Here is a 25,553-nt window from a genome sequence, read left to right as displayed (position 1 = left end):
ACGTCCCGGGTGAGCTCGTCGCCAAGCAGGGCTCGACGCTCTTCACGCACGACAAGGCGTGGGGCCAGCAGTTCGTGGATTCGGCGATCGCCAGGCTCGAGCTCCACGAGGACCTCGCGTACCTGCAGAACTACGAGCACCTGCCGTTCCGCCGCGTGAGATCGATCGGCGTCGACGACGGCGGCCTCCCCGTCGCCGTGCATGGCCTGCAATGGCAGCCGTACAGCTATTTCTATGGCACGTCCATCGAGCCGTCGTTCTCCGTCTTCGCGCCTCGCCCGGACGGCGACGATTTCGTGGAGCTCTCGACCACGCCCTTGCCGACCTCCCTCACGCTGGAGCACGTCGAGCAGAAACGCGCGTTCCTCCGGACGTACAACGGGCTCGTGCTGGTGGACCTCGACGACCCGGGGGCGCCGCGCGCGCAGGCGTTCTTCAAGACCTGGTACTGGTATCACGGGACGGGCCCCGCGCGGATCGTCGACGATCAGGTCTACGTCCCGGCGGGGCCGGCGGGCATCCTGCAGCTCGGGATCGACGAATCGAACCTCCTGCAATCCCCCTGAATCGAGGCAACCGCTTCAGGGGCCCGCGATCTCCAGCGTCGACTTCGGCTTCTGGCCGGGCCGCGCCTTGCGCAGCACCTCGATCAGATCGTGCTTCTGCTTGCCATACTCGAGCGTGACGACCTTCTCGGTCGCCTTTTGCGCGCTCGTGCCGAAATCCTCGAAGACGATCACCTGCACCTTCGTCCGCGTCGAGGCGCGGTTCCGGTCCGAGGCGAAGTAATGGGCCTGGATCTTGTAACGCCCGTCCCTCGCGTTTTTCAGGACGTACATCTCGGGGCCGTAGCCCTGCGTGACGTCGAGGGTGAGCTGGCCGCCGATCTGCGTCTGGCGGTTGCCATAATAGCAGACGTCGCCGCTCGGCTCGGTCACGTGCAGGTCGATGTCGGTCGCGTCCGTGTTCCACGTGATCATCACGACGAGATCGGCGCTCTTTAGCTGGGTCTCGCGGGCCACCTGGGGCAGGCGGCTCTTGACGTATTCGGGGATGCTCGTCTTCATGTCGCCGCGCGCCGCGCGCTGGAGCAGGTCGAAGTATTCGAGCGCGAGGATCTTGCGGAACTCGCCGAACCGCGCGTCCCACCGCCCCGCCAGGCCGACCTCGAAATAGGCCATCGCGAGGTCCGCGCGGCCGAGGCGCGCGAGGGTCTGCGCCATGGCACGGTAGGTCTGCGGCTCGTAGGGGCGCGACGCGGCGACGCGGCGGAAGAGGTGGAAGGCGTCCGCGGGGAGGCCGAAGCTCATGGCGGTGACCCCGATGTCACGCGCGAGCACGGCGTCGCCGGGGTTCTCCTCGACGAGCGAGCTCAATGCCTTCAAGGCGTCGCCGGGCCCGAGCGACCTCCGCCGCCGCTCGGCCTCGGTCGCCATGCGATCGTAATCGAGCTTGTGCGCGGCGAGATCGGCGAGCACGGGGGCGGGGATCGATTTCTTGTCGCGGGATTTCACGACGAGCGGGGCCGCGTCGACGCGGAAGCTCTCCTCGGGCATCTGATCGAGGGCGCGGCGGAAGCCCGTGGGCACGGCGACGTTCACGCCGGGGGTCTGGGGTAGACCGTCGATCCAGCGCAGGAACGTGGCCTTGGGATTCCCGAGCGCGGAGGCCGAGAGGGCCAGCGTGTCCTCGACGACGCGCGAGGCCGCCGCAGACTTGATCGTGCGCGCGAAGTCCTCGGGCACGATGCCGAAGCGCTGGTAGTCGGCCTCGGATTCGAGCATGAGCAGCGACGAAGTTTTTCCGGGAACGCGGAAGTGGATCGAGTAGGCCTTCGCCATGACCTCGGTGGCGGGGGCGAGCTCCTCGATCTGCGCGACAGCGATCTGGCCATAGCCACGAATGGCGAGCGGCGAGGTGATGGCCTGGCCGAGGGGGGCCTTGACGACCTGCGTGCCGCTGCCCGATTCGAGCGTGAGCTCCAGGGCGGCGTCCTTGTCGGGCGTGCCGCGGCCGGCGACGCGCAAGGTTTGGCCGGGAAATACGAAGCGGGGGCGGCCGGCGAAGAGGATGTCCGCGCCGCCGGAGACCTTTGCCGAGACCAGGCGGAAGGGGCGGCTCTTGTGCGCGGTCGAGGCCTTCTGCACCTCGGCGTCGCCGGTGACCGAAAAGAGCGCGCCGCCGGTCTCGCGCGTGAGCCGCGTGAGCGCATCGACATCGGTGCCCGCGAGCCCGGTCTGATACGCGTAAATCGAGCGGACCGCGGTTTTTTGCAGGCGCCGCGTCATGGTCTGCGCGTCGGGCTCGCCCCAGGTCGCGGCGCCGTCGCTGAGGAGGAAGACGTCGTATTGCGGGGCGCCCTGCGCGCTCGCGGCCCGACCGAGCGCCGCGCCGAGATCGGTCGCGCCTTCGAGCGCGAGGTTCGCGGCGAAGGCCTGGAGCTCCTTGCGCGAGGCGGCGTCGTTCGTGACGAACCTCGGCTTCCAGAAGCTCTGCTCGACGTTGAAGAAGAGGACGTTGTAGCGCTTGATCGAGTCCTCGTTGTTCGTGAGGATCGCGTCGAGCAGCTTCAGCCAGACGTTCATGCGATCGGGGTTCGAGGACAGCGACGTGTCGACGAGGAAGAGCGCGGCCTCCTCGCCCTTCGCCGCGGCCGTGGCGGGGAACTGCGGCGCGATGTCGGCCGTGAAATACGGCCCCGTCGCGGCGTCCGTGGCGACGAGGTGCGTGGAGGCGGGCTTCTTGATGCGGAGCGTGACGGTCTTTCCGGACGGATCGTCGAAGCGATAGAACCGTTTGTCCGGGCCCGAGAAGGGCTGGGACTTCGGCGTGACCTCGACGGCCGCGCCCTGCGGGGCCGCGACGGCGAAGTCGATCGCCTTGCTGCCGACGTTCTCGGGCAGATCGAAGCTGTACTCGAGGTCCTCGCCGATACGCGTCAGCGGCACGTCGTAGCCGAGGACGATGCGGTGGGATTTGCCGGCGACGAGCGGGAAGACGCGGGTGTTGAAGACGTTCGGCCCGGCCCACTCGAGCAGCGCCGGATCGACGTTGCGGCGCACGGTCTGCGTGTAGGCGAGCGCGGCCTTCTCCTTCGGCACCATACGCGCCTCCTTCACGCCCTGCCAGGCGTCCTGCCGCGCGCGCCGGATCTCGAGCGGATCGCTGCCCATGCCGCGCGCCCGTTCGGCCGGGAAAAACGCCGGCGCCGCGTCACCCGCGATGGCCATCGCGTCCTGCCCGAAGGCGAAATAATACGGCGACGCGCCCACGGGCAGGCGGAGCTTCAGCGTGCCTTCGTAGGTCTGGGCGCGGTTGTTCTTGACCACGATGTCGAGCACGACGCGGGCCATGGAGCCGTCGATCGCGACCTTGGTTTGCACGCTGCGCACCGGCAGCGCCTCGTGATCGCCGATCTCGACGCGCACCGCGTGCGCCCCGCTCTCCGCGCGTTTCCACGTGGTCGCCTCGGCCGATCCCGCGGCGGGCTTGGGCTTCGCCGCGGCCTCTTCCTTCGCGCCGGCCTTCTCGTCGGCCACCACGCGCGGGGCTGCGCCGCCGCCCGGCGCGGCCGCGGGCGCGCGGGGAGCGGCCTGCGCCATCGGCGACGGCGCGCTCGCCTCCTCGGCTTCGGCTCCTCGCGACGGGGCAGCGGACTCCGCCTCCGTCGAATCGTACGGCGCGGGCGCGCCCTCCGCGGCCGGCGCGCCCGCGGGCGCATCTGCCATCGAGGGAGGAGCCGAGGCGCCGCCGCATCCGCCCGCGCTCGGGGCGAGCGTCGTGAAGAGCGCGAGGAGCACGAGGAGAGCACGCGCACGTGAGGTCATGGCCCGAGCATAACGGAAGCGCGCGCCGGCACTTACAGGAAGATCGACGGATCCAGCGGATGGCCTTTTCGCCGCCGCGCGTGTCGCGTATCCTCGGAGGCATGAAGCTCGCGAGCGTCGCGACGGAGACCCTCGACATCGTGGCGAGGGGCGAATACGAGAGCGCGGGGGGCGTCCGTGTGCGAATCGGCCCCCTCGTGGAAGCGGCCGCGGCGGGGACCGTGCTTCACGCGCCGGGCAGCCTCGCGAATGCCGAGCCACGCGAGCGCCGCGCGGGGCGGGCGCGCGTGGAGGTGACGGACGAGACGACCGCGGTGGCGGGCCGAAGGCTCGTGGGCGAGGGGGAGGCGCGCGTCGCCGCGCTCAATTTCGCGTCCGCGAAGAACCCGGGCGGCGGGTTCCTGAGTGGCGCCAAGGCCCAGGAGGAGGACCTCGCAAGGTGCTCGGCGCTTTATACCTGCCTCCTCCGGCAGCCCCGGTATTACGAGGTGAACCGGGCGACGGACTCCATGATCTACACGGATCACCTCATCTATTCGCCCGACGTGCCGTTTTTCCGGGACGAACGCCTCGTGCTGCTCGACGCGCCGTTCACGTTGTCGATCGTCACGGCGCCCGCGCCGAACGCCGGCGAGGCGTTACGCCGCGACAAGAAGGCCGGCCCCGCGATCCGCGAGGCCCTCGAGCGGCGCGCGGCGTACGTGCTCGCGGCGATGGCCCTCTACGGCCACCGCACCCTCGTGCTCGGCGCCTGGGGGTGCGGCGTGTTCCGCAACGATCCGCGCGAGGTCGCGGACGTGTTCGCCCGGTGGATCGTGCACCCGCGCTTCGAGGGCGCCTTCGATCGGGTGGTCTTCGCGGTCTACGATCGCGGCGCGGGGAGGCCGAACCTGCGCGCCTTCGAGGAGCGCATGGCGGAGCTCTCGTGAGCGCCTCTTGTGCCGCGACGCGCTTGTCGGCACGATCGATCGGACGTCTCATGGCCTCGACCTTTCGCCCTCGTCGCTTCGCTGGATCCGCCCTGCTCGCCGCGGCGCTCGGGCTCGCCTCGTTCCTCGGGATCGAGCCGGCCCACGCGCAGACGTTCCCCGCCGATGCGGCCTGGAAGCCGCTCGTCCGCGGCGGCGTGCCGGTCATGGATCCCGCCGGGGATGCGGCGTCCGAGCGCGACGTCGTCAGCGACCCCGCGCTCGGCGCCGCGGCGTACTTCGCGGGCGACGCCAATTTCCTTTACGTCCGGCTGCGGATCAACGACGTGGTGCTCGAGGCGCCGCCCGCGAATTTCAAGGCGTCCGGCTGGGTTTGTCTCATCGACACCGACGGCGACCTTTCGAGCCACGAGCTCATCATGGGCGTCGACGGGAGCACGGACCTCGTCGAGCTCCGGAGCTCGGCGCAGCTCCTGAAGAGTTACCCGACGACGACCCACGCGCGTTCCGTCGTGGCCCCCTCGATGGTGAGCGGAGACGCGGATGTCTTCCTCGATTGGGCCGTGGCGCGCGTGGATCTCGGTATCGCCAACCAGACGCCGTTCCGGCTCGCGTGTGGCTCTTCGAGCGACGCGCAGAGCCTCTCGGTCGACCAGATCTCGGAGAAGGGCGCCCTCACGCTCGCCGGGCTCGCGGCCGATTCGATCGCCCTTTATGGCGCGACCTGCCTCTACGACTGCCTCGACGCGGGCCAGCCTTGTGACGTCGGCGTCGGGGCTTGCCTCGCCACGGGCTCGATCCAGTGCGACGGGCTCACGCGGTCCTGCGACGCGTTCCCCAACGAGCCCGGCGTCGAGCGCTGCAACGCCATCGACGACGATTGCGACGGCGCGGTCGATGAGGGCTTCGACCTCGGCGCGCCTTGTGACGTGGGGATCGGCGCGTGCCTCGTATCGGGCGTCCTCGTGTGCAGCGCCGATGAAGCGGCGAGCGTCTGCGACGCCTTCCCGGGCGAACCTTCGGCGTTCGAGTCGTGTAATGCCGTGGACGACGATTGCGACGGCGAGGTGGACGAGGGCCTCGGGCTCGGGGAGCCGTGCGCCGTGGGCGTGGGCGCGTGCCTCGCGGCGGGCGTCATGGTGTGTGACGGTCCCCGCGGCACGACGTGTGACGCGACGCCGGGCGTGCCCTCGATCGAGGCGTGTAACGGCGTGGATGACGATTGCGACGGCGAGGTGGACGAGGGCCTCGGGCTCGGCGACCCGTGCACGGTGGGCGTGGGCGCGTGCCTCGCGGCGGGCGTGATCGTCTGCGACGCGTCCTCCGCCGCGACCTGCGGCGCGACGCCGGGCATGCCCTCGACCGAGATGTGCAACGGCATCGACGACGACTGCGACGACGTGATCGACGAGGGCTGCGCGGAGCCGTGCCTCGCGGACGCTCAGTGCGGCCATCCCGTGAGCGGTATCGTCTGCGAGGCGGGCGCTTGCGTGCCGGGTTGTCGCGGCGAATCGGGCAATGGTTGCCCCTACGGCGAGCTCTGCACGTCGACGGACGCCTCGATCGGCGAATGTGTCGCGGCGCCGTACGAATGCGCGAAGGACGCCGATTGCGGCGCCGCGGACAGCGGGCGCGTCTGCGACATCCCGGCGCGCCTCTGCCAGGCGGGCTGCCGCGGCGCCGGGGGCAACGGTTGTCCCGCGGGGTCGTTCTGCACCTCCGAGACCTCCACGATCGGCGCCTGCGAGCCCGTGCCCACCGTGGGCTTCGAAGGCAACGGCGTGTTCTGCGAGGCCTCGGGCGCGGGCCGGGGCAGGACGGGCGGCGGCGTGCCGATCGTGCTCGTCGTCGGCCTCTCCGCGTTCGTCGCGAGGCGGCTCTCGCGGGAAGAACGGTCGCCCCGCGGGACGATCGAGGGGTGACCCCGGCGCCGGGCTTTGTTACCCTCGGCCGAACGGTCTTCGCATGCTCTTCACCCTCCGCGCCACGGGTCCACACGCGTCGGGGCTCGGGTACTTGCTGCACAAGCACCCCGACAAACTCCAGACCTTCCCCCTCGCTTTCGGGCGCGCGCACGTGTTTTACCCCGAGGCCGCCGACGAGGCCGTGACGGCCGCGCTGCTCGTCGAGCTCGATCCGGTCGCCCTCGTGCGCGGCAGGCCCGGCTCCTCCGAGGGCGGGCTCGTGGATCAGTACGTGAACGACCGGCCCTACGCCGCGTCGTCGTTTCTCAGCGTGGCCATCGCGCAGGTGCTCGGCTCGGCGCTCGCGGGGCGCTGCAAGGATCGCCCGGAGCTCGTCGCCACGCCGATCCCGCTCGAGGCAAAGCTCTCCGCGGTGCCTTGCCGGGGCGGCGCGGCGCTCCTCCGCGCGCTCTTCGAGCCGCTCGGTTACGAGGTCACGGCCGAACGAATGCCGCTCGACGAGCGGTTTCCCGCCTGGGGCGAGGGCGCGCACCACGACGTCACGTTGCGCAGGAGCTGCCCGCTCGTGGAGCTGCTCTCGCACCTGTACGTGCTCGTCCCCGTGCTCGATGACGACAAGCATTACTGGGTCGGCGACGACGAGGTGGAGAAGCTCGTCTACCACGGCGAGGGGTGGCTCGCGACGCACCCCGAAAAGGAGCTCATCGCGCGTCGGTACCTCAAGCACCGGACGCGCCTCGCGCGCGCGGCGCTCGATCGGCTCGTCGCGGGCGAGGCCAAAGATCCCGACGCGGAGGCCTCCGCGCACGCCGAGGAGGAGGCCGCGATCGAGGCCCCCGTGCGCCTCGACGAGGCGCGGCTCGACGCGGTGGCGCGGGCGCTCTCGGACGAGGGCGCCGTGACGGTGCTCGACCTCGGCTGCGGCGAGGGCAAGCTCATCGGCAAGCTCGTACGAAACCGGACGTTCACGCGGATCGTGGGCGTCGACGTCTCGCAACGCGCGCTCGACGTCGCCTCGGAGCGGCTCAAGCTCGATCGGCACGGCGGCCGGAAATCCGAGCGCGTCGAGCTCCTGCACGGCTCGTTGCTCTACCGCGACGCGCGCCTCTCCGGCTTCGACGCGGCCGCGCTCGTGGAGGTCATCGAGCACCTCGAACCTTCGCGCCTCGGCGCGCTCGAGCGCGTGGTCTTCGAGCACGCGCGCCCCCGCGTCGTCGTCGTGACGACGCCGAACGCCGAATACAACGCCCTCTTCGCCGCGCTGCCCGCGGGCCGCATGCGGCACAAGGATCACCGGTTCGAATGGTCGCGCGCCGAATTCGAGGCGTGGGCGGGCGGCGTGGCGGCGCGCCATGGGTATGCGGTCCGGCTCGCCCCGATCGGGCCGATCGACGAGACGCTGGGTTCTCCCACGCAAATGGCGGTGTTCTCCCGATGAGCACGGAAACCCAGGGCGCGGAGACGGCTCCCGCGAAAGGCCGCACGATCACCCTGCCGACGCCGAGCCTCGTCCTGCTGCTCGGCGCGTCGGGCTCTGGCAAGACCACCTTCGCGCGGAGGCATTTCGCGCCGACCGAGGTCGTCTCGTCCGACAGCTTCCGCGCGCTCGTCTCGGACGACGAGAACGATCAGAGCGCGTCGGCGGCGGCGTTCGAGGTGCTGCACCTGGTCGTGGACAAACGCCTCGAGGCCGGCAAGCTCGTGGTGGTCGACGCGACGAACGTGCGGCCCGAGTATCGCAAGCCGCTCGTCTCGATCGCGCGCAAGCACCACGTCTTCGTCACGGCGATCGCGCTCGACGTGGGCGAGCGGGTCTGCGCCGAGCGGAACGAGGGCCGCGCAGATCGAAACGTCGCGGCCCACGTGGTGCGGCGCCAGTCGCAGGAGCTACGCGCCTCGCTGCGCGGGATCGAGCGCGAGGGCATTCGCGTGGTGCACGTGCTGCGGAGGCCCGAGGAAATCGAGGACGTGACCCTCGAGCGCACCCGCCTCTGGACCGATCGGCGCGACGAGCACGGGCCCTTCGACGTCATCGGCGACGTGCACGGCTGCTGCGACGAGCTCGAGGCGCTGCTCGAGGACCTCGGCTACACGGTCGCGTGGGATCCCGCGGCGGCCCCGCACGGCGTCCGCGTGACCGCGCCGCCGGGCCGGCGCCTCATTTTCCTCGGGGATCTCGTCGATCGGGGTCCGCGGATCGTGGACGTCTTGCGCCTCGTCATGACGGCCGTCGCGAGCGGGGCCGCGCTCTGCGTGCCGGGCAACCACGAGGTGAAGTTGCTCAAGGTCTTGCGGGGTCGGAAGGTCGCGGTCACGCACGGCCTCGCCGAGACGCTCGCCGAATTCGAGGGCGTGACGGACGCCTTCAAGGCCGACGTGGCGCGCTTCATCGACGAGCTCGTGAGCCATTACGTGCTCGACGACGGCAAGCTCTGCGTGGCGCACGCCGGGATGAAGGCGTCCATGCAGGGGCGCTCCTCGGGCGGCGTGCGCGAGTTCGGCCTCTACGGGGACACGACGGGCGAGACGGACGAATATGGTTTGCCCGTGCGGCACGACTGGGCGGCCGATTATCGCGGCCGCGCGACGGTCGTGTATGGCCACACGCCCGTCCCCACGGCCGACTGGCTCAACAACACGATCTGCATCGACACGGGCTGCGTCTTCGGCGGCGCGCTCACGGCGCTGCGGTACCCCGAGCGCGAGATCGTCAGCGTGCCGGCGGCGCGTCCATATTGCGAGCCCAAGAGGCCGCTCGTCCCCGCGACCTCCGAGGGAGATCGCACAGCGCAGCAGCAGCACGACGATACGCTCGACATCGAGGACGTGATCGGCAAGCGGCCCGTGAACACGCGCCTCGCCCGGTGGGTCACGGTGCGCGAGGAGAACGCGGCGGCGGCGCTGGAGGTGATGAGCCGGTTCGCCGTCGATCCGCGCTGGCTCGTCCACCTGCCGCCGACGATGTCCCCGACCGAGACGAGCGAGCTCCCGGGCACGCTGGAGCACCCGGCCGAGGCGTTCGCGTATTTCCGGCGGAATGACGTCCCGCGCGTCATCTGCGAACAGAAACACATGGGCTCGCGGGCCGTGATCGTCGTCTGTCGCGACGACGCGACGGCGAAGAAGCGGTTTGGCGCGACGGACGGCCGCGCGGGCATCGTGTACACGCGCACGGGGAGGCCATTCTTCGACGATCGGGCGCTCGAAGAGGCGCTGCTCTCGCGCTTGCGGCGCGCGGCCGAGGCGAGCGGGCTCTTCGAGGAGATCGGGCCGTGGTTCGTGCTCGACGCCGAGATCATGCCGTGGTCGGCGAAGGCGCAGGCGCTCGTCCGGACGCAATACGCCCCCGTGGGCAGCGCGGCCCGGTCCTCGCTCGGGGGCGCGGTCGAGGCGCTCTCGCAGGCGCAGGCGCGCGGGATCGAGGCCGGCGCGCTCCTCGAGCGGATGCAGGCGCGGGCGCGGGCCGCTTCGCGCTACGTCGACGCTTACGCGCCGTACTGCTGGCCCGTCGAGCGTATCGAGGATTATCGCGTCGCACCTTTTCATCTGCTCGCGGCCGAGGGGCGCGTGTTCGTCGATCAGGACCATCTCTTCCACCTGCGAACGGCGGCGCGGCTCGCGGAGGCGGACGGGCGAGAGGTCCTCTGCTGCACGGAGCACGTGGAGGTCACGCCCGGCGACGAGGAGAGCGAGCGGGCGGGCGTGATGTGGTGGGAGGAGCTCACCTCGGAGGGCGGCGAGGGGATGGTCGTGAAGCCGATCTCCTTCCTCGCCCGGGGCAAACGTGGGCTCGTGCAGCCGGCGGTGAAATGCCGCGGCCGTGAGTATCTCCGGATCATTTATGGGCCGGAGTACGATTTGCCGGAGAACCTCTCGCGGCTCCGCAATCGTGGCCTCGGCGCGAAGCGGTCGCTCGCGCTCCGTGAGCTCGCGCTCGGCGTCGAGGCGCTCGAGCGTTTCGTCCGGGGCGAGCCGCTGCGGCGGGTACACGAATGTGTCTTTGCGATCCTCGCCCTGGAGAGCGAGCCGGTCGATCCGCGACTTTGATGTCCTACCCGGGCGTCATGGGGGAGCGTTTGCTATCGTATTCGCGTGGCGGCCACGCGCCCACCGGAGGATCGAAATGAGCGACGGCAAGCAGAAGCTTCACGAGGCGATGGCGGCGGCGATCGGCGGCGCGCCGCCGCGGACCGAGGTCGCGGCGGAGGAGGCGACGGGCGGGCCTTCGCCGAAGGACGTGGCGTTCTTCGAGGACGCGGCGGAGCTTCGGGGCCCGGGGCCCGGGGCCGTGGCGGACCCGGACTCGCCGCCGCCGGCCGCGGATCGTGGGGGCGGAGCCGCGAAGGGGCCGCTGCCTGCCGATCGGGCGGGGCTCTTCGACGCCGTGCGAGGGGCGATCGGCGACGACGCGCCCGCGAACGCGGCGCTCGAGCGGCTCCTCTCGGCGGGGCGCCTGCACGAGGGCAAGCTCTTGCCGCACCTCGGGACGTTCGCGCGGACGCCACGAAACCCGGCGCTGCTCCTCGAGGCGGGCATCGAGCCGGAGCTCTTGCTCGGGCAGGTGATCCGCCACGTCGACAACCCGCTCCGGGTGCAGCAGGGCCGGGGGCGCGGGACGTGTGGCGCCGGGGTGATGGAGTATCTGCTCTTGCGGCGAGATCCGGCCGAGCTCGTGCGGCTCGTCGACGGCATCACGCGGCAGGAGCGCGAGGTCACGCTCCGGTCGGGCAAGAAGCTCGTGATGCCGCGCAGCGCGATCTCGCGGGACGAATCGGGGCGCGTGGACCTCGACCGGCTCTTCCAGTCGGCGATCATGAACCACGCATCGGCGATGAGCTGGCTCTTCGATTACGACAACCCGGACGACGACGACACGTTCTGGGCGGCCATGCGCGGCGACAGCCAGATGGCGGTGTATGGCTTCACGAGCCTTTTTCAGGCCATCCTGGGCGTGCCGTTCACGAGCGTGACCACGCTCTCGCGGCCCGGGGACGAGGTCGCCGGGCTCGTGGCCAGGGCGGCGGCGCGGGGCGAGAAGGTGCCCGTGATCCTCCAGTTCAACTCGTACCACTGGTGCTCGGTCGAGTGGCTCGAGGCGGGCAAGGACGGCAAGCCGGCTTCCATCGTCCTCCGAAACCCGTGGGGTCGGGACGACGGCGGCGACAAACCGCCCCGCGTCGCGCTGCCGGAAGGCGGAGGGCGCGTCCGCATGACCTACACCGATTTCGCCAAGAACGTGTTCGGCGCCACGATCCGAAGCTGACCCGTGCCCGTCGCGTTCGTCGCGTTCGTCGCGTTCGTCGCGTTCGTTGCGCCCCCCCGACTTCGGCCTCTCATGAGGGGATACGGCTCGTTTGCTCCGAGGCTTCGTACCACTTTCGTGGTAGCCATCTGGTGAGCCTTATCGCCGTCGCCCCTGGCTCGCTCGGAGCGTCGCTTCTCGCCCCTGCCAAAAGGGATTACGGCTCCCGCCCACGTCGCCTTCATACCACTTTCGTCGTAGTGCTTCGGTGATGCAAGTTGCTATGCACCGGAGACGGACGCCGGATTGCGTCATTTTTGTCCGGCGCGTGGCGGCTCGGTTACAACGGTTCTCTTATGAAGGACTGGAATACCTGGACCATGGAGGCCGACAGGGGGCTCGAGCTCCGGACGCATAAAATCCGCGTCGAGGTGAGCCGAGGGCCCATGGCAGGGGTCGTCACGGAGGTGCTCGGGCCGGAGGTGAAGGTCGGGAGCGGGAAGGACTGTGATCTCGTCCTCGACGACCCGACCGTGAGCCGGCACCACCTGCTCCTCCGCATCGAGGGCGATCTCTTGCGTGTGATCGACACGAGCAGCCGCAATGGGACGTCGGTCGACGGCGTCCGGATCCGCGACGCCTACGCCCGGCCCGACTCGGCGATCGGGCTCGGCACCTCGGGGCTGCGGCTGCAGATGATCCGAGACGTGGTGGTGCTGCCGCTCTCGTCCCGCACGAGCTTCGGGGGGCTCGTCGGCGCCAGCGTGCCGATGCGGCGGCTCTTCGCGCTGCTCGAGCGGGTCGCGAAGACGAACGCGACGGTGCTCGTCGAGGGGGAGACGGGGACGGGCAAGGAGCTCGTGGCCGCGGCGATCCACAAGGAGAGCGCGCGCGCGAGCGGGCCGTTCATGGTCTTCGATTGCTCGTCGGTGAGCGCGGGCGTGCTGGAGAGCGAGCTCTTCGGCCACCGGCGCGGCGGCTTCACGGGCGCCACCGAGAACCGCGTGGGCCGCTTCGAGGCGGCGCACGGCGGGACGTTGTTCCTCGACGAGATCGGCGAGCTGCCCCTCTCGCTTCAGCCGAAGCTGCTCCGGGCGCTGGAGACCCGCACGATCACCCGGGTCGGCGAGAACGAGCCGCGGCGGGCGGACGTGCGGATCGTGGCGGCGACGAACCGCTCGCTCTCGGCCGAGGTCGAGCGCGGGAGGTTCCGCGAGGATCTTTATTATCGGCTGGCCGTCGTGCAGGTGAAGGTGCCGCCCTTGCGGGAGCGGCTCGACGACATCCCCCTGCTCGTGCGCCATTTCGAGAAGGAATGGCAAGGGCGGAAGGACGCGCCGCCGCTCCTGCCAAACGAGGTGCTCGAGCGAATGAAGGCCCACCCGCGGCCCTGGCCGGGGAACGTGCGGGAGCTCCGGAACAAGGTGGAGATGATGCTCTCGCTCGGGCTCGACGAGCCGCCCTGGGCAGCGGACGACACGGAGGAGGCGCCTTCGGCGAGGTTCCCGGTGAACCTCGAGTTGCCTCTGCACGTGGGGCTCTCGCACATGGAGAACGCCTACAAGCGGGCCTACGTGGAGCGGGCGCTGCGGGAGACGGGGTACAACGTGTCGCAAGCCGCGAGGATCGCGGGCGTGGGGCGGGCGTTCGTCCAGAAGATGATGCGAAAGTACGAGATCCGGTCGAGCAACGAGGACGTCGCGCCCGATGAAAAGGGAGGCGGGGGAGCCGATGGGGGCGGGGCGCCGCCGCCGCCGGGGCACGCGCTTTATCAATGGTATCGGAAGCATCCGCTGGCCTCGCCCGAGGCGCGCTCGTGGCCCCACGTGGCCGGGCGGAGCGGACCGGGTTCGAAGGGCCGAGACGAAGGCGGACGTTGAATCGCGGCCCGAGAGGGTTCATCATGGCGCGCATGAGGGGGCCTCCGGATCTCACGCAGCATGAGCAGGGCCTCATGTTCGACCTCGTGGCGGAGCTCGGCGGATCTCTCGATCTGCACGAGGTGCTCGGCCGGGCGTATGGCCTGCTCTCGCGGCTCGTGCCGGCGGATCACGGGGCGCTCTGCGTGAGCCGGCCCGAAGGGCAGGCCGTCTACGACTGGGCGGTCGCCGAGATGCCCGAGGGGTTTTTCCAGGGCTACGGCGAGATGGTCCCGCACGACTTCGTCCGGATCGCCGTGGCCGAGCGGCCGAACGAGGTGCTTCGCGACACCGAGATGCTCCCGCGCGTGGCCATGGAGCGGAGCTACCTCTACAACCACTGCCGCGACATCGGCATGCGGCTCGAGCACGTGATGGCCGTCATGCTGCGCGAGGATCCTTCGTGGCACGGGGGGCTCATCCTCTACCGGGACAAGCGGATCCCATTCTCGGACCGCGAGCGCGCGATCCTGCAGGAGCTGCCGCGGTATTTCACGAACGCGGTGAAGAACTGCCGGAGCTTCGGGGCGATGGCGAAGCGGGCGTCGTTGCTCGACGGCATCCTCTCGGGGCTCGGGCACGAGGCGATCGTGTTCGGGCCGTCGGGCGCGGAGATCGCGCGGACGGCGAGCGCGGAGAAGATGCTCGAGGCCTGGTTCAAGCCGACCGAGTTCGAGGGCGCGTTGCCCGCCCCGCTCGCCGCGCGCCTCGCGTCGATGGTGAAGCAAAAGCCTGCGCTGCCGCCGGATCCGTTCTGGCGGAGCGGCGCGCACGCCGAGCTGAAGGTGTCGATTCAGACGCTGCCGAGCTTCAGCGGCGGGTCGTTCGTGATGGTGCTCGAGGAGGTCCCCCAGCTCGTGCCGGTCCCCGCCGCGTGGCTGAAGGTCCTGACGGCGGCGGAGCTCAAGGTCGCCGAGCGCGTGTGCTGGGACAACGCGCTCATCGCCTCCGAGCTCGGCATCACGGAGCTCACCGTGAAGAAGCATTTCTCCCACATCTTCGACAAGCTCGGCATCCCGAACCGCGCCGCCCTCATTCACATGGCGTGGCGCCAGCGGTAGAGAACATCCCGAGGTAGAGCGCCGCCGTGACGGCCGCCGAGAGCGCGATGGCGCGGCGGTCTTCGGTGGAGTCGAGCCGCGCGAAGAGGCTGCGCAGGGCGTCGACGTGCCCCTCGTCGGCGTCGGCGTGTCCGCGGAGGAAGCGGACGCCGCGCTCGATGCCGGCGATACGCCCCCGCGCGACGAGGCGCTCGGCGGCCTTGCCGGCGCGGGCGAGGGAGAGGGCTTCGAGGACGTAGGCGGTGCCGAGGAAGGCGAGGGGCGAGCCGGCCTCGACCTGGAACTGGTTCCACGCGACGTAAGCGGCGACGGCGTACGAGGGCCGCGGGGGCGCGCCGGATTCGAGGGGGCGGCCGATGCGGGCGAGGTCTTCGAGGGCCCACGCCTCGTGTCCCTGCTCCTCCTCGGCTTTTTGCAGGAAGAGCCGAGCGAGGTCGGGGGACGTGCCCGCTCGCGCGAGCCGCTCGCCGGCGCGGCGGAGCAAGGGGCGGGTATGGCGGACGTAGAGATACGTTTGTCCGAGGAAGGCCGCGTACTCGTCGGTGGAGAGGTCTCCTTCGAGGAGGCGGCGGGCGGCGGGGTGCGCGTCGAGGGCGCGGAGCAGGTCCGAGACGGTGTGGTCGAGGGTGTCGGTGAGGGAGGTCATCATGATGCTCCTTATCGTTCAAGCGGCAATGGATCCCGCGTGGCGCCGGACGATGCGTTGCTCGGCGACGGCCGCGAGGAGGGGGAGGGCGCACATGCGGAAGCGCGGGTCGTAGACGGGAGGGCCGACGAGGCGGGCGCGCATGCGGCGGGTGTAGAGGTCGAGGGTGCGGGGGAGTCGTGATCGCGAGGGCGAGGTCTTCGCCTGATTTCGCGCCTGATCGTCGAAGAAGGGTCGTCGCGGCGCGGCGGGGGGGAGCGGCGGCGGGAGGCGAGGGGAGAGGAGGAGATCGTTCCGAACGAAGCCGAGCTCGGCGGCGACGTGTTGCATGAGGCGGGCGTCCTCGAGGCCGTCGGTCTCGGTGTTTGCCGCGGCAATCCAGTGGTCGACGCCGAGGACGCGGCTCAGGTGGACGGCGGCGGCGTGGAGCTCGGCCGTGGCCATGGAGTTTCTGTGGGTGGCGCGGACGCAATACCGGGAGGTCTCGGCGAGCCGGAGGCCTGCAGCGGCGAGCGGGGCGAGGTCGAAATGGGACTCGACGGAGAGGCCGAAGGCGGCGCCATTCGTGGCGGCGATCTCGGGGTTGGGGAGGAGGAGGCGGAGGGTGCCGACGGCGAGGTCGCCGTCATAAGCGACGAGGTGGAGGGTGGTGGAGAGGGTATCGAAGGGATCGAGCTCGCGCGGGGTGACGTGGTCGCTCGAATCGAGGTAGCCGAGCTCGCGAGCGAAGACGTCGAAGCGGACGCGGACGGCGTCGTCGAGGTGTCTCTGGGTTTCGGCGATGATGCAGCGGATGTTCGACATGAGATCCTCCAGCGACGACCGCGAAAATGGGCTCCGTCGCGAGGAGGCTCTGATTGCAGGCGTCGTGCCTGGACAGCGGGAGGGGTTTTCGGGGCGAACGCCGGGAGAAACGGGGGCGAGGTGGATCCGGATGGATGCAGGTACGTCGAGGAATGGGGACGAGGTGGATCCGGGCGCGTGCAGCAGCGGAGGGGAGAGCCTTCGGGGCGGGTCGATGTGCACGCGCGGGTTTGCGTGATCACGCAAGAAACGCGCGACGTACGAGCCGCGGGGTGCGGGGGACGGAAGGGGGGGGGCGGGGCGGGGGCGGACCACGAGGCCGAAGTCCGGGTGGGAAACGGCTCCGCGGCGGCCGCGGACCCGAAGTCGTGGTGGGAAACCGCTCCGCGGCGGCCGCGGTGCCGAGGTTTCGGTCGCGGACGTCTTCGCGGCGGCCGCGGTCGTGTTGTCTCGGAAGGGGACGCCTTGGGGGCCGCCGCGGGCCCGTTTTTTCGTGGCGAGACGCGTTCGCGGTCGCCGCGGACCCGCGCGGCGCCGACCCGCGCGCCTTCGCGGGCGTCGCAGAGGCGTCTTTGACGGAAAAAGTACCTTCGTGGTCGCCGCGGAGGCGACTGCGACCGAAACCGTCGCGTTCGCGGTCGTCGCGGAGGCGCCAGATTCGGTGAACGAGGCTCAGTCGGCGTCCGGCGTGGCCACGTCGAGCTCGGGGCCCTCTTCTTCGCCGCGGAGCTTGCGGTGCGTCGGCCGGACCTTCTCGGCGAGGTCCCGATAGCCGGCCAGCCGGTAGAGCCCTTCGAGGGAGGAAGCCGTGCCCTGGTAGGTATCGGACCACGCGGCCGTCGCGCGATTGCGAGCGGCGAGCGCGGTCTCCAGCTCCCGCGCCTCGCGATGATCGTCCGCGACGGCGGCCTCGAGCTCCTTGCAATGCGTCTTCAGGACGTCGAGGGCGAGCTTGGTATCGAACGTGGTGCCGAGCGGCGAGACGACCGATCTCGGGAATTCGCCGAGCTGGCGCGCCACGTTGATGCCGTACTGGAGGAGCTTCGCCGGGACACGAGGCGATTCGGTGGCGAGCCCGTAGGTCGCGAGCGCGTCGGCGCCGAGGTGGTCGTCGACCGCCCGGCGGAGCTGCGAGAGCAGGGCCGTGAGCGCGGCGGCCTTCTGGTCCCGGGTCGCGCGGACGGGTCCGTCGTCGGCGCGCTCGCCGGCGAGGGCGAGTTCGGTCTCGCGCAGCGCCGCCGTGCGCCGATCGAGGCCGTCGGCGAGCACGCCGAAGACCGTCTGGAATGCCTCGACCGTGGCCTTCGTCTCCGGCCCCTGGACCTCCTCCGCGTACGCGGCGAGGATCGGCGAAATGGCAGGCCCGTGCGTCCGGGCGGACGCCGCGACCCTCTCGCTGACGCGAATCTGATTCTGGACTTGCTCGCTGAGCTTCGGTTTCGACATTGACGGGTTCTCCGAGCAGCGGAGATTAACGCGGTACGTGAATACGTGGCAAGTCGGAAAGGCGGGGGCAGACGCGAATCGGCCTGTCGTTGGGTGCCCGGAAAACGGTTGCTCGTGTCGCGTTGGTCCCTGTAGCCTCCCCCACTGTGACACGAGGCGCGTGCTGCGACGGGGAGGGAGCGTGTCATGGCTCTTCAGAACGAGGACATCGCCGCTGGGTTCCATGTCCGGCGGGCCTGGGCGTTCTTGTTTCCGATCACCCTGGCAGCGCTGCTCTCGTTCAGCGAGAGCGCCCGCGCCGAGATGGGCGTCGAGTTCTCGGGGGGAGCTGGCTTCGGCGTGCTCGCAGCAGGCATCACGCAGGGCAGATTCGCCATCAGCCCGAGCGCGAGCCTCAGCCTTCGCGGCGAGCGCGGGTTTTTCGTCGCGCGCGACACCGTCTCGTTTCTCGGCGCGAATGGCGGACGCTTCGGGGTCAACAACGAGACCACGGTCGGCGTCGGTCTCTCCTGGGAGCGCGTGAACGTGAGCGCAGGGCTCTCCCTCGCGGCGTATTCGCTCCCGATCTGCGGCCCGCGGCTCTGCGGCCAGGTGCAGGGAGTCGCGCCAGGGGCCAGCTTGCGGCTCGACGTCTTCGGCGCGTACCTCTCGGGAACTCTCGGCGTCTCGGTCGACTGCGCGGCCGCGTGGATCACGGGCGCCGCGTATGCCGTGTGGAGCGGCGTCTCGGTGCGTTGCTCTGCGGGGCCCATCGTTCGGTTTGGAGCTCGTCGCTGACCAGATAGAAAGGATCTTCCCATGCGTACGTTGTTCCGTTCGATCGCTTCGCTCCTCGTGATGGTCGTGGCCGGGTGCAACACCGTCGACCCGGATGAATGCTGGGTCAACACGTCGGGCGGCTTCGAGGATGAGCAGCCGATCCCGATCGGATCCGGGGTCGGTGCGACGACGGGGGGAGATTTCCTCACGCCGCCCGGGGGGGAGCCGCTCGCGGCCGAAGCAACCGAGAACCCATGCGTGGCGATGGGGTCGGTCACCGTCGTGCGCTTCAGCCCCTCGGAGTTCCCGTTCGTCACCATCGTCCCGGATGACGGCATGGGCCTGGCCGGCGGATGGCAGGAGGCCAAGGCAAACCTGGAGTTCATCAAGAAGCGCAGGAGTGGCAGCTCCACGTGGATCTGCCCCCTCACCATCGGAATGCCGCTCCGGCCCGAGAAGATGGGGATGATCTCGGCGAGCCTCGCGGCCACCATGAGCGTCAACGTCACGGAGGAGGTCGCCTACGGTATGGACTTCAACCTCCCGCCGGGGATCTTCTGCGATACGTTCCGCACGAAGGTGAAGGCAACGTTCAAGTCCATGTACCCGAACCTTGGCGCCACGGTGAAGCTATGACAAAAAGAACTCGCTCCGAGCTGCTCGACCTCGTCTACCGCTTCTACCCGCGGGGTGTGCGTAACTTCGACCGCATGTATGTCCCTCCCGGCGAGCCCTTTTACGAGGACACGGAGGAGCACCGTCGCCTGGTGGAAGCCGCCAACCGCGGCCGCGCGGAGTACCCGACGTGGAACGCGATGCTCACCCGCCTGTATGCTCGACATCGCGTTCGAGATGAATCGCTCAGCCTCTTCGCGGGGTGGACCGAGCCGGCCTACTCGGCCCGCCTCTATCGCCCCAAGGATCTGGAGCCCGTTCCCGGCCGCAAAGCTTCACTCAGCTTCCACGTGAGCCTGCTCGGGCCCTATTACGGAATCCACGACAGGGGCGAGGCCGATGAGAAGCCGGCGGTGATCGCAGAAGAGATCGAGAAGACGTACCCCGGATATCAGACGATCCCGCCGGAGCTAGGAAATGAAGTCGTGCCGGACGTGGCAGTCGGGGTGGTGGGGTTCGGAACCGCCACGATCTACATCTGCCTCTTCTCGGACGTCTGGACCTGGGTCGAGCCGGCGTAGCCCTTGCAGCCCTCGCCGCCCGTGCTCCCTGCGAGCTACGGGGCCCGCATCCCAAGCGGGTCGTCGCACCTTCAATGCTTTCTCAGGTTTGTTTCGACCCCACCGCCTCGGATTGTACGTACGTCGTGGCGAAACCCGAAGGTTTCCTCGTGTGCCTTTTCCGCACATTCATCGCAGAGATGAACATGGCCGACGTCCGTTCGATACCGTCTGACCTTTCCGAAGGCCGTGCACGCATAGCAAAGTTCATAGCTTGGTACCGATGACCTTCGCTTGTCCTTGAGCGAGGGGCGGGGATGCTCATCGGGCGGGCGCACATTCTTGTGGACGGGAACCCGTTTCGGCATCGGTTCGGTACGCGTTCCCGCAGGTCCGGTCACAACAAGCTTGATGGTTCTGCCGTCGCGCTCGTCATTCGCCCTCTGGTGACGCTTCACCAGCCGGCTTCCCGCAGGCGAAGCGTTTGCTCGTCCCTTTTTGGCCATCACGCGTCTCCTTACCCCCTCACTCCTTCGGATGCGAAAGCAGCCACTCCACCACCTTCGGCGCGAAATTCGCCCCGAGCCCCGGCACGTGTGTCCCGCCGTCGATCGTCCAGAGCTCCGCCGCCCCTCCCGCCTTGCAACCCGCCTCGTACTTCGAAACGCTCGTCTCGGCGCCGTCGAGCGTCGCCTCGATGTCGAGCGCCTCCCCCGGCGACGCCATGAGCGCGCAGCCGTTTTTTTGCGCCCACGATTCGGTCGTCGCCACCGCGCCCGGATAACCCACGCCCGCGAGCGCGCCGCCCTCGTAGAGCACCGTGTCGTCCACCGTGCCGTGGATCTGCAGCACCGCGACGGTCTTCTCCGCCGTGCATTGCGACGGGTCGCCGTAGGTCGCGCCGGCGAGGCTCGCGACGGCGGCGACGAGGTCCGAGCGGTCGCAGGCCATCCGGTGCGACATGAAGCCGCCGTTGGAGTGGCCCAGGAAATAGACGCGCTTCGGGTCGACCTTGTAATGCTGCCCGATCTCCGCGACGAGGCCCGAGAGGTACGCGACGTCGTCCACGGCAGCGCCGCCGAAATTGCAGCAGGCGTCGGTCGCGTTCCAGAATCGCTTCGAATTCGCGTCGACCGTGCCGTCGGGGTGCGCGTACAGGAAGCCGTGCGCGTCGGCCTGGGGCTTCAACTGGAAAAGGAGCTCCTGGACGAAGCCAGAGGCGCCATAACCGTGCAGAAGGATCACGAGCGGCGAGGGTTTGGCCGGGTCGAGGCCGGGCGGGACGTGTACGGTCACAGGGCGATCGCCGCCGACGATGAGGTCGCCCGCTTCGCCGCCGGCCCCACCGTCGCCGCCGGTGCCGCCGGCGCCAGCGCCGCCGCTCGAAGACGGGGGGGCCGAGGTGCAGGCCGCGAGGAGGAGCAGTGATGTGGAAACGAGGACAAGGCAGCGGTGGAAGCGCGTCATGGCGCGAGCTTACCGCACATCGAGCGCCGGGACGTGGTACGTTCGGCCCGAGGTGACGCGATGAGGTTTCTCGGGTTCGTGGTTGGAGCTCTCCTCGTGAGCGCTTCGGTGGTATCCGGCGCTTGCAAAACCGAGGCGGTGTCGGGCGGCGGGGGAGCGGGCGGGGACGAGGAGGTCTGGGGGAGCGGCCCCGGGAGCAGCAGCGGGAGCGGGATGGGCGGCGGGCAGCTCTGCGAGAAAGCCTGCGCCAAGGTCCTCGAATGCGGCGCGGAGTCGTGCCCGCCGGAGTACCTCGATTGCTCGATGCCGAGCCCGATGCAGGAGTGCCGGGGGCAATGCGCGCTCGACGCGAACTGCGCCCAGATCCTCTCGATCTTGACCCAGAACCCCGACCCCGACCTCGTCGCATGCGGGACGGCGTGTGGTCAGGGGAGCGCCAGCAGCTCGTCCGCGTCCGCGAGCAGCAGCTCCGCGAGCAGCAGCAGCTCCGCCAGCAGCTCCTCGTCCTCCGGCGCCGGGGGCGCCGACGCCGGGGCATGCAGCACGTGTAATTCGATCCTCCTCGGGATGACGGACCCGCCCTGCCCCGCCGCGCAGCCGTACGCCGAAGCGCTGCTCGCCTGCGCCTGTGAAGTCAACTGCCCCATACCCTGCCTCGACACCTGCACGTCCGGCAGCGGACCCGTTTCGCAGGCATGCTCGTCGTGCGCGCAGATGTATTGCGGGCCGGAGCTGAACGACTGCATCGCCCACTGAGCGCCGCGCAGGCCGCGAGGAGGAGGAACGATGTGGATACGAGGGCCTGGCAGCGGTAGAAGCGCATCATGGCGCGAGCTCCCCGCACGTTCCGTCGGATCTCCTCGGTCTTCCTGCTCGCAGGGGTGACGCTCGTCGCGGCGCCCGCGTCGAGCGCGCCGCCGAAGCCCGCCGCGCCGAAAGTCGCGCTCACGAGCGCCGAGAAGGCCGCGCTGGAGGAGGCGCAGAGGCTCGTGTCCGAGGCCGAGGATCTGCGCAGGAGGAAACGATTCGCGGAGGCGCTCGTGCCCGCGCTGAAGGCCCTCGCGATCCGGGAGAAAATCGACCCGCAGAGCCACGAGACAGGGATGAGCCTCATGGAGGTCGCGGACCTCCATCGTGAATCGAAGCAGTTCGCGCGCGAGGTCCCCTACCGCGAGCTGCTGCTCAAGAGGACCGAAAAGACAGCGCCCCCGGGGGCGTACGAGCTCTTCCGCGAGGTCGAGTGGCTCGCGCGGGCCGTGCAGGGCGCGGGGGATCACGCGCGCGCCCTCACGCTCTTCGAGCGCGCGATCTCGCTGGCCTCGCAGCGGCACGGCGGCAAGGACGGCGATACGGTGATCGCGCCCCTCGCGGGGAAGGCGGAGTCGTTGAAGGGGCTGCGGCGCTACGACGAGGCCGAGGCCACGCTGCTGCGCGCGATCGAGGCGAGCGAGGCCGCCACGCGCGACGGGAAACCATACTGGTATCTGCTGCAGAACCTCGGGCGCTTGTATCACGAGACCGGCCAGTACACGCGCGCCGAGCCGATCCGCGCGCGCGCCCTCGAGCTCAAGGCGCGCGTGACCGGGTTTCGCTCGAACGCGACCGAGCTCATGGACGAGCTCGTCACCACGCGTATCGCCCTGCAAGACTACGCGGGCGCGGTCGTCCTGCTCGACGAGCTCGTCGCGATCGCCAAAGTGGGCGACGGCGAGGAGAGCCTCGGGTACGTGGTCGCGCTCGTGAAGCGCGCGATGCTCGACGTGGAGACGGGCGCGTTCGATCGGGCCGAGCCGCGGCTCGCGCGCGCGCAGGCGCTCCTCGACAAACTCGCCGCCAAGGGGAGCGACGCGCCCGAGCTGCGCGTCGTCCTGCAATGGATCTTCGGGCTCATCGCGATGCAGAAGGGAGACTTTCCGCGCGCCGAGGCGAAGCTCCTGCCCACGCTCGCGTATCACGAGAAAAACAAGGGGCCGAAGGCCCCCTCCGTGGCCGAGGTCGCGGGGAACCTCGCCGATCTCTATCGCCGCGCCGGGAAGCTCGACAAGGCGGAGCAAAACGCGGCGCGCGCGCTCGTGATCCGCGACGAGGCCCTCGCCCCGATGCACCCGCAGCGCGCCGCGTCGAGGGCGATCCTCGGGCGCATCCGCGAGAGACGCGGGGACGCGGCGGGCGCAAAGAAGCTGCACGAGGAGGCGCTCGCGGCGCGCGAGAAGGCGTTCGGGAAGGACCACCCGGCGGTCGCGTCGTCGCTGCTCGATCTCGCGGATCTCGCGCGAAGGCAGCGGGGGCTCGGGGCGCAGGGCGCCAAAGGCGACCCGAAGCCCCGAACGTCGAACGACGGGGAGGCGGAGGCGCTGTACAAGCGGGCGATCGGGATCTTCGAGGCGACGTTCGGGGGCGAGCACGAGGAGGTCGCGGCGGCGCTCGAAGGGCTCGCGGCGCTCTACGTGGACGCGGGCAAGCTCGACCACGCAGCGCGCGCGGCGAGGCGCGCGGCCGAGATCCGCGAGCGGCAGGCGGCGCTCGTGATCGCTGGCGGATCCGAGGCGCAGAAGCGCGCGTTCGTGGAGACGATGCGCGCGGGGACCGATTTCCTGACGAGCCTGCACGCGCGGACGATGCCCGCGGACCCGGAGGCGAGGAGGCTCGCGCTCACCACGATCTTCCAGCGAAAAGGGCGCGTGCTCGACGTCATGGCGAGCTCGCTCGCGGCGCTCCGGCAGAGGCTCGATCCCGCGGAGGCGAAGCTCGCCGCCGAGCTCGCGGCGGCGCGGGCCGAGGTGGCGCGGCTCGCGATGCGAGGGCCCGCGGGCGCGCCGCTCGAGGCGTTCAAGGCGGAGCTCGGCGAGCGCGAGGAGGCGGCGCGGGCGCTCGAGGAGAAGATCGGCGCGCAGAGCGAGGTATTCCGGGCCGAGGAGACGCCCGTCTCGATCGAGCGCGTGCAGGCGCAAGTGCCCGCGGGGACGGCGCTCGTGGAGATCGCGCTCTACACGCCGCGGCGCTCGGCGGACGTGGACATGCCGAGCCCCGAGGGGCCCGCGCGTTTCGCGGCGTACGTGCTGGATGCGTCGGGGAAGGTCGCGTTCGTCGATCTCGGCGAGAGCGCGCCGATCGAGGAGGCGACGAAGGCGCTGCGGGAGGCGCTGACGGCGGCGCTCGATCAGGATCCACGAAAGCCGGCGCGGGCGCTCGACGCGCTCGTGATGCAGAAGATCCGGCCGCTGCTCGGCGGAAAGACGCGGCTCATGATCGCGGCCGACGGCGCGCTGTCGCTCGTGCCCTTCGCGGCGCTCGTCGACGAGGAGGGGAAGTATCTCGTCGAGCGGTACGAGATCTCGTACCTCACGAGCGGGCGGGATCTGCTGAGGCTCGCGCGGACGGCGCCGGAGCGGGCGGGCGCGATCGTCCTGGCGAACCCGGCGTTTGGCCCACGCGAGCAGGCGGAGAGCGCGCTCGTGATGCTGGAGGACAAGGGCGACGGGAGGTCACGGGGGCTCGACAAGGCGTACTTCGAGCCGCTGCCGGCGACGGCGGCGGAGGCGCGCGCGCTCGCGCCGATCCTGCCAGGCGCCGCGGTGCGCGTGGACCTCGAGGCGACGGAGTCGACGCTGAAGAAGGCGCGCGCGCCGCGGATCGTGCACGTGGCGACGCACGGGTTTTTCCTGGCCGCGAAGGGCGCGGCGGCGCGAGCTCCCCAGGGCGAACGTGGGCTCGAGCTCGAGCCCTCGCCGGACTGGCTGCCGGACGATCCGCTGCTGCGCTCGGGGCTCGCGTTCGCGGGCGCGAATTCGAGGAGGGGCGGGGGCGGCGAGGACGGGATCCTCACGGCGCTCGAGGCGAGCTCGCTCGATCTCTGGGGCACCAAGCTCGTGGTGCTCTCGGCGTGTGAGACGGGGCTCGGCGACGTGCAGCGCGGCGAGGGCGTGTACGGCCTGCGGCGCGCGCTCTTCGTGGCCGGCGCCGAGGCGCTCGTCGCGAGCCTGTGGAAGGTGGCGGACGAGGAGACGCAGCGGCTCATGGTGGACTATTACCAGCGCGTCACGAAGGGCAGCGGCCGGAGCGCCGCGCTGCGCGAGGTGCAGCTCGGGATGCTCGCCGATGAGGCCACGGCGCACCCGTACTTCTGGGCGAGCTTCGGCGTGTTCGGGGATCCGTCGCCGATGGGAAAGGAGCCTTCGGCCGGCGCAAAGGGCACGGGCGCGGCGGCGCGGGGCGGGAAGGTCACGCCGGGCGCGCGTGGGTGCGCGTGTGGTTTTCCGGGGTCGACGAGGGAAGAGCCCCTCGCGCTCGTGAGTTTGTTCGGGGCCCTCGCGCTCGTCGCGCGGCGGCGGAGGGGGTGATAGGGTCGCCTGC

General features: G+C 70.2%; 18 protein-coding genes. 13 read left to right on the top strand and 5 right to left on the bottom strand.

Going from position 1 to position 25,553, the window contains the following annotated elements; all coding sequences use genetic code 11:
- The first annotated feature begins 74 nt into the window (after positions 1 to 74).
- Positions 75 to 566 (top strand): hypothetical protein, encoded by a 492-nt coding sequence (locus tag GF068_RS35710; protein ID WP_153824019.1) that lies wholly within the window; start codon positions 75 to 77, stop codon positions 564 to 566.
- 15 nt (positions 567 to 581) lie between these two features.
- Here the strand turns inward: GF068_RS35710 and GF068_RS35705 are convergent, their stop codons facing one another.
- Positions 582 to 3,827: a DUF2135 domain-containing protein gene (locus GF068_RS35705; protein ID WP_153824018.1), complete on the bottom strand. Its 3,246-nt coding sequence runs from the start codon at positions 3,825 to 3,827 to the stop codon at positions 582 to 584.
- A gap of 101 nt (positions 3,828 to 3,928) precedes the next feature.
- On the opposite strand from GF068_RS35705, the gene GF068_RS35700 reads away from it, so the two are divergent.
- The 7 genes from GF068_RS35700 to GF068_RS35670 all read left to right on the top strand — a co-directional run bounded on the left by GF068_RS35700 (position 3,929) and on the right by GF068_RS35670 (position 14,903).
- On the top strand, positions 3,929 to 4,756 hold the full coding sequence (locus GF068_RS35700; protein ID WP_153824017.1) for a TIGR02452 family protein: 828 nt from the start codon (positions 3,929 to 3,931) through the stop codon (positions 4,754 to 4,756).
- A 50-nt stretch (positions 4,757 to 4,806) separates the two neighbouring features.
- A complete protein-coding gene (locus GF068_RS35695) occupies positions 4,807 to 6,678 on the top strand; it encodes a MopE-related protein (protein ID WP_153824016.1) in 1,872 nt (623 codons plus the stop codon).
- A 43-nt stretch (positions 6,679 to 6,721) separates the two neighbouring features.
- The gene (locus GF068_RS35690) at positions 6,722 to 8,119 is read left to right on the top strand and encodes a 3' terminal RNA ribose 2'-O-methyltransferase Hen1 (protein ID WP_153824015.1); all 1,398 of its coding nucleotides are present in this window, start codon (positions 6,722 to 6,724) and stop codon (positions 8,117 to 8,119) included.
- Positions 8,116 to 10,728, top strand: a complete 2,613-nt coding sequence (locus GF068_RS35685; protein ID WP_153824014.1) for a polynucleotide kinase-phosphatase — start codon at positions 8,116 to 8,118, stop codon at positions 10,726 to 10,728. The genes GF068_RS35690 and GF068_RS35685 overlap by 4 nt, the downstream gene beginning before the upstream one ends.
- Before the next feature lie 76 nt (positions 10,729 to 10,804).
- Positions 10,805 to 11,944 carry a peptidoglycan-binding protein gene (locus tag GF068_RS35680; RefSeq protein WP_153824013.1) on the top strand — a complete coding sequence of 380 codons (1,140 nt, stop codon included), beginning with the start codon at positions 10,805 to 10,807 and terminating at the stop codon, positions 11,942 to 11,944.
- Between the two features lie 335 nt (positions 11,945 to 12,279).
- Complete coding sequence (locus GF068_RS35675; protein ID WP_153824012.1) at positions 12,280 to 13,803, top strand: sigma 54-interacting transcriptional regulator; 1,524 nt, start codon at positions 12,280 to 12,282, stop codon at positions 13,801 to 13,803.
- 23 nt (positions 13,804 to 13,826) lie between these two features.
- Positions 13,827 to 14,903 carry a helix-turn-helix domain-containing protein gene (locus GF068_RS35670; RefSeq protein ID WP_170319871.1) on the top strand — a complete coding sequence of 359 codons (1,077 nt, stop codon included), beginning with the start codon at positions 13,827 to 13,829 and terminating at the stop codon, positions 14,901 to 14,903.
- On the opposite strand, the gene GF068_RS35665 is transcribed toward GF068_RS35670, so the two are convergent.
- The 3 genes from GF068_RS35665 to GF068_RS35655 all read right to left on the bottom strand — a co-directional run bounded on the left by GF068_RS35665 (position 14,875) and on the right by GF068_RS35655 (position 17,799).
- The gene (locus GF068_RS35665) at positions 14,875 to 15,552 is read right to left on the bottom strand and encodes an iron-containing redox enzyme family protein (protein ID WP_153824010.1); all 678 of its coding nucleotides are present in this window, start codon (positions 15,550 to 15,552) and stop codon (positions 14,875 to 14,877) included. The genes GF068_RS35670 and GF068_RS35665 overlap by 29 nt on opposite strands.
- Positions 15,553 to 15,567: 15 nt before the next feature.
- Positions 15,568 to 16,353 (bottom strand): GNAT family N-acetyltransferase, encoded by a 786-nt coding sequence (locus tag GF068_RS35660; protein ID WP_153824009.1) that lies wholly within the window; start codon positions 16,351 to 16,353, stop codon positions 15,568 to 15,570.
- Between the two features lie 672 nt (positions 16,354 to 17,025).
- Positions 17,026 to 17,799, bottom strand: a complete 774-nt coding sequence (locus tag GF068_RS35655; protein WP_153824008.1) for a hypothetical protein — start codon at positions 17,797 to 17,799, stop codon at positions 17,026 to 17,028.
- 186 nt (positions 17,800 to 17,985) lie between these two features.
- On the opposite strand from GF068_RS35655, the gene GF068_RS35650 reads away from it, so the two are divergent.
- The 3 genes from GF068_RS35650 to GF068_RS35640 are packed head-to-tail and all read left to right on the top strand — an operon-like array spanning position 17,986 to position 19,754.
- Positions 17,986 to 18,576, top strand: coding sequence for a hypothetical protein (locus GF068_RS35650; protein ID WP_153824007.1), 591 nt, complete (start codon positions 17,986 to 17,988; stop codon positions 18,574 to 18,576).
- A gap of 21 nt (positions 18,577 to 18,597) precedes the next feature.
- Positions 18,598 to 19,194, top strand: coding sequence for a hypothetical protein (locus GF068_RS35645; RefSeq protein ID WP_153824006.1), 597 nt, complete (start codon positions 18,598 to 18,600; stop codon positions 19,192 to 19,194).
- Positions 19,191 to 19,754 (top strand): hypothetical protein, encoded by a 564-nt coding sequence (locus GF068_RS35640; RefSeq protein WP_153824005.1) that lies wholly within the window; start codon positions 19,191 to 19,193, stop codon positions 19,752 to 19,754. The genes GF068_RS35645 and GF068_RS35640 overlap by 4 nt, the downstream gene beginning before the upstream one ends.
- A 504-nt stretch (positions 19,755 to 20,258) precedes the next feature.
- Here the strand turns inward: GF068_RS35640 and GF068_RS35635 are convergent.
- Positions 20,259 to 21,200 carry a CE1 family esterase gene (locus GF068_RS35635; RefSeq protein ID WP_153824004.1) on the bottom strand — a complete coding sequence of 314 codons (942 nt, stop codon included), beginning with the start codon at positions 21,198 to 21,200 and terminating at the stop codon, positions 20,259 to 20,261.
- Between the two features lie 96 nt (positions 21,201 to 21,296).
- Between GF068_RS35635 and GF068_RS35630 the strand changes: the two genes are divergently transcribed.
- Together GF068_RS35630 and GF068_RS35625 are read left to right on the top strand one after the other, a co-directional pair.
- The gene (locus tag GF068_RS35630; RefSeq protein ID WP_153824003.1) at positions 21,297 to 21,956 is read left to right on the top strand and encodes a hypothetical protein; all 660 of its coding nucleotides are present in this window, start codon (positions 21,297 to 21,299) and stop codon (positions 21,954 to 21,956) included.
- Positions 21,957 to 22,024: 68 nt separating this feature from the next.
- Complete coding sequence (locus GF068_RS35625) at positions 22,025 to 25,540, top strand: CHAT domain-containing tetratricopeptide repeat protein (RefSeq protein ID WP_153824002.1); 3,516 nt, start codon at positions 22,025 to 22,027, stop codon at positions 25,538 to 25,540.
- Positions 25,541 to 25,553: the final 13 nt, after the last annotated feature.

Source organism: Polyangium spumosum (assembly GCF_009649845.1).
Classification (GTDB): domain Bacteria; phylum Myxococcota_A; class Polyangia; order Polyangiales; family Polyangiaceae; genus Polyangium; species Polyangium spumosum.
This window is presented reverse-complemented; position numbering and strand designations above follow the sequence as displayed.

Coding starts and splice junctions, on each gene's coding strand:
- GF068_RS35705 (WP_153824018.1), bottom strand. CDS start 3,827: ATGACCTCACGTGCGCGTGCTCTCCTCGTGCTCCTCGCGCTCTTCACG.
- GF068_RS35700 (WP_153824017.1), top strand. CDS start 3,929: ATGAAGCTCGCGAGCGTCGCGACGGAGACCCTCGACATCGTGGCGAGG.
- GF068_RS35695 (WP_153824016.1), top strand. CDS start 4,807: ATGGCCTCGACCTTTCGCCCTCGTCGCTTCGCTGGATCCGCCCTGCTC.
- GF068_RS35690 (WP_153824015.1), top strand. CDS start 6,722: ATGCTCTTCACCCTCCGCGCCACGGGTCCACACGCGTCGGGGCTCGGG.
- GF068_RS35685 (WP_153824014.1), top strand. CDS start 8,116: ATGAGCACGGAAACCCAGGGCGCGGAGACGGCTCCCGCGAAAGGCCGC.
- GF068_RS35680 (WP_153824013.1), top strand. CDS start 10,805: ATGAGCGACGGCAAGCAGAAGCTTCACGAGGCGATGGCGGCGGCGATC.
- GF068_RS35675 (WP_153824012.1), top strand. CDS start 12,280: ATGAAGGACTGGAATACCTGGACCATGGAGGCCGACAGGGGGCTCGAG.
- GF068_RS35670 (WP_170319871.1), top strand. CDS start 13,827: ATGGCGCGCATGAGGGGGCCTCCGGATCTCACGCAGCATGAGCAGGGC.
- GF068_RS35665 (WP_153824010.1), bottom strand. CDS start 15,552: ATGATGACCTCCCTCACCGACACCCTCGACCACACCGTCTCGGACCTG.
- GF068_RS35660 (WP_153824009.1), bottom strand. CDS start 16,353: ATGTCGAACATCCGCTGCATCATCGCCGAAACCCAGAGACACCTCGAC.
- GF068_RS35655 (WP_153824008.1), bottom strand. CDS start 17,799: ATGTCGAAACCGAAGCTCAGCGAGCAAGTCCAGAATCAGATTCGCGTC.
- GF068_RS35650 (WP_153824007.1), top strand. CDS start 17,986: ATGGCTCTTCAGAACGAGGACATCGCCGCTGGGTTCCATGTCCGGCGG.
- GF068_RS35645 (WP_153824006.1), top strand. CDS start 18,598: ATGCGTACGTTGTTCCGTTCGATCGCTTCGCTCCTCGTGATGGTCGTG.
- GF068_RS35640 (WP_153824005.1), top strand. CDS start 19,191: ATGACAAAAAGAACTCGCTCCGAGCTGCTCGACCTCGTCTACCGCTTC.
- GF068_RS35635 (WP_153824004.1), bottom strand. CDS start 21,200: ATGACGCGCTTCCACCGCTGCCTTGTCCTCGTTTCCACATCACTGCTC.
- GF068_RS35625 (WP_153824002.1), top strand. CDS start 22,025: ATGGCGCGAGCTCCCCGCACGTTCCGTCGGATCTCCTCGGTCTTCCTG.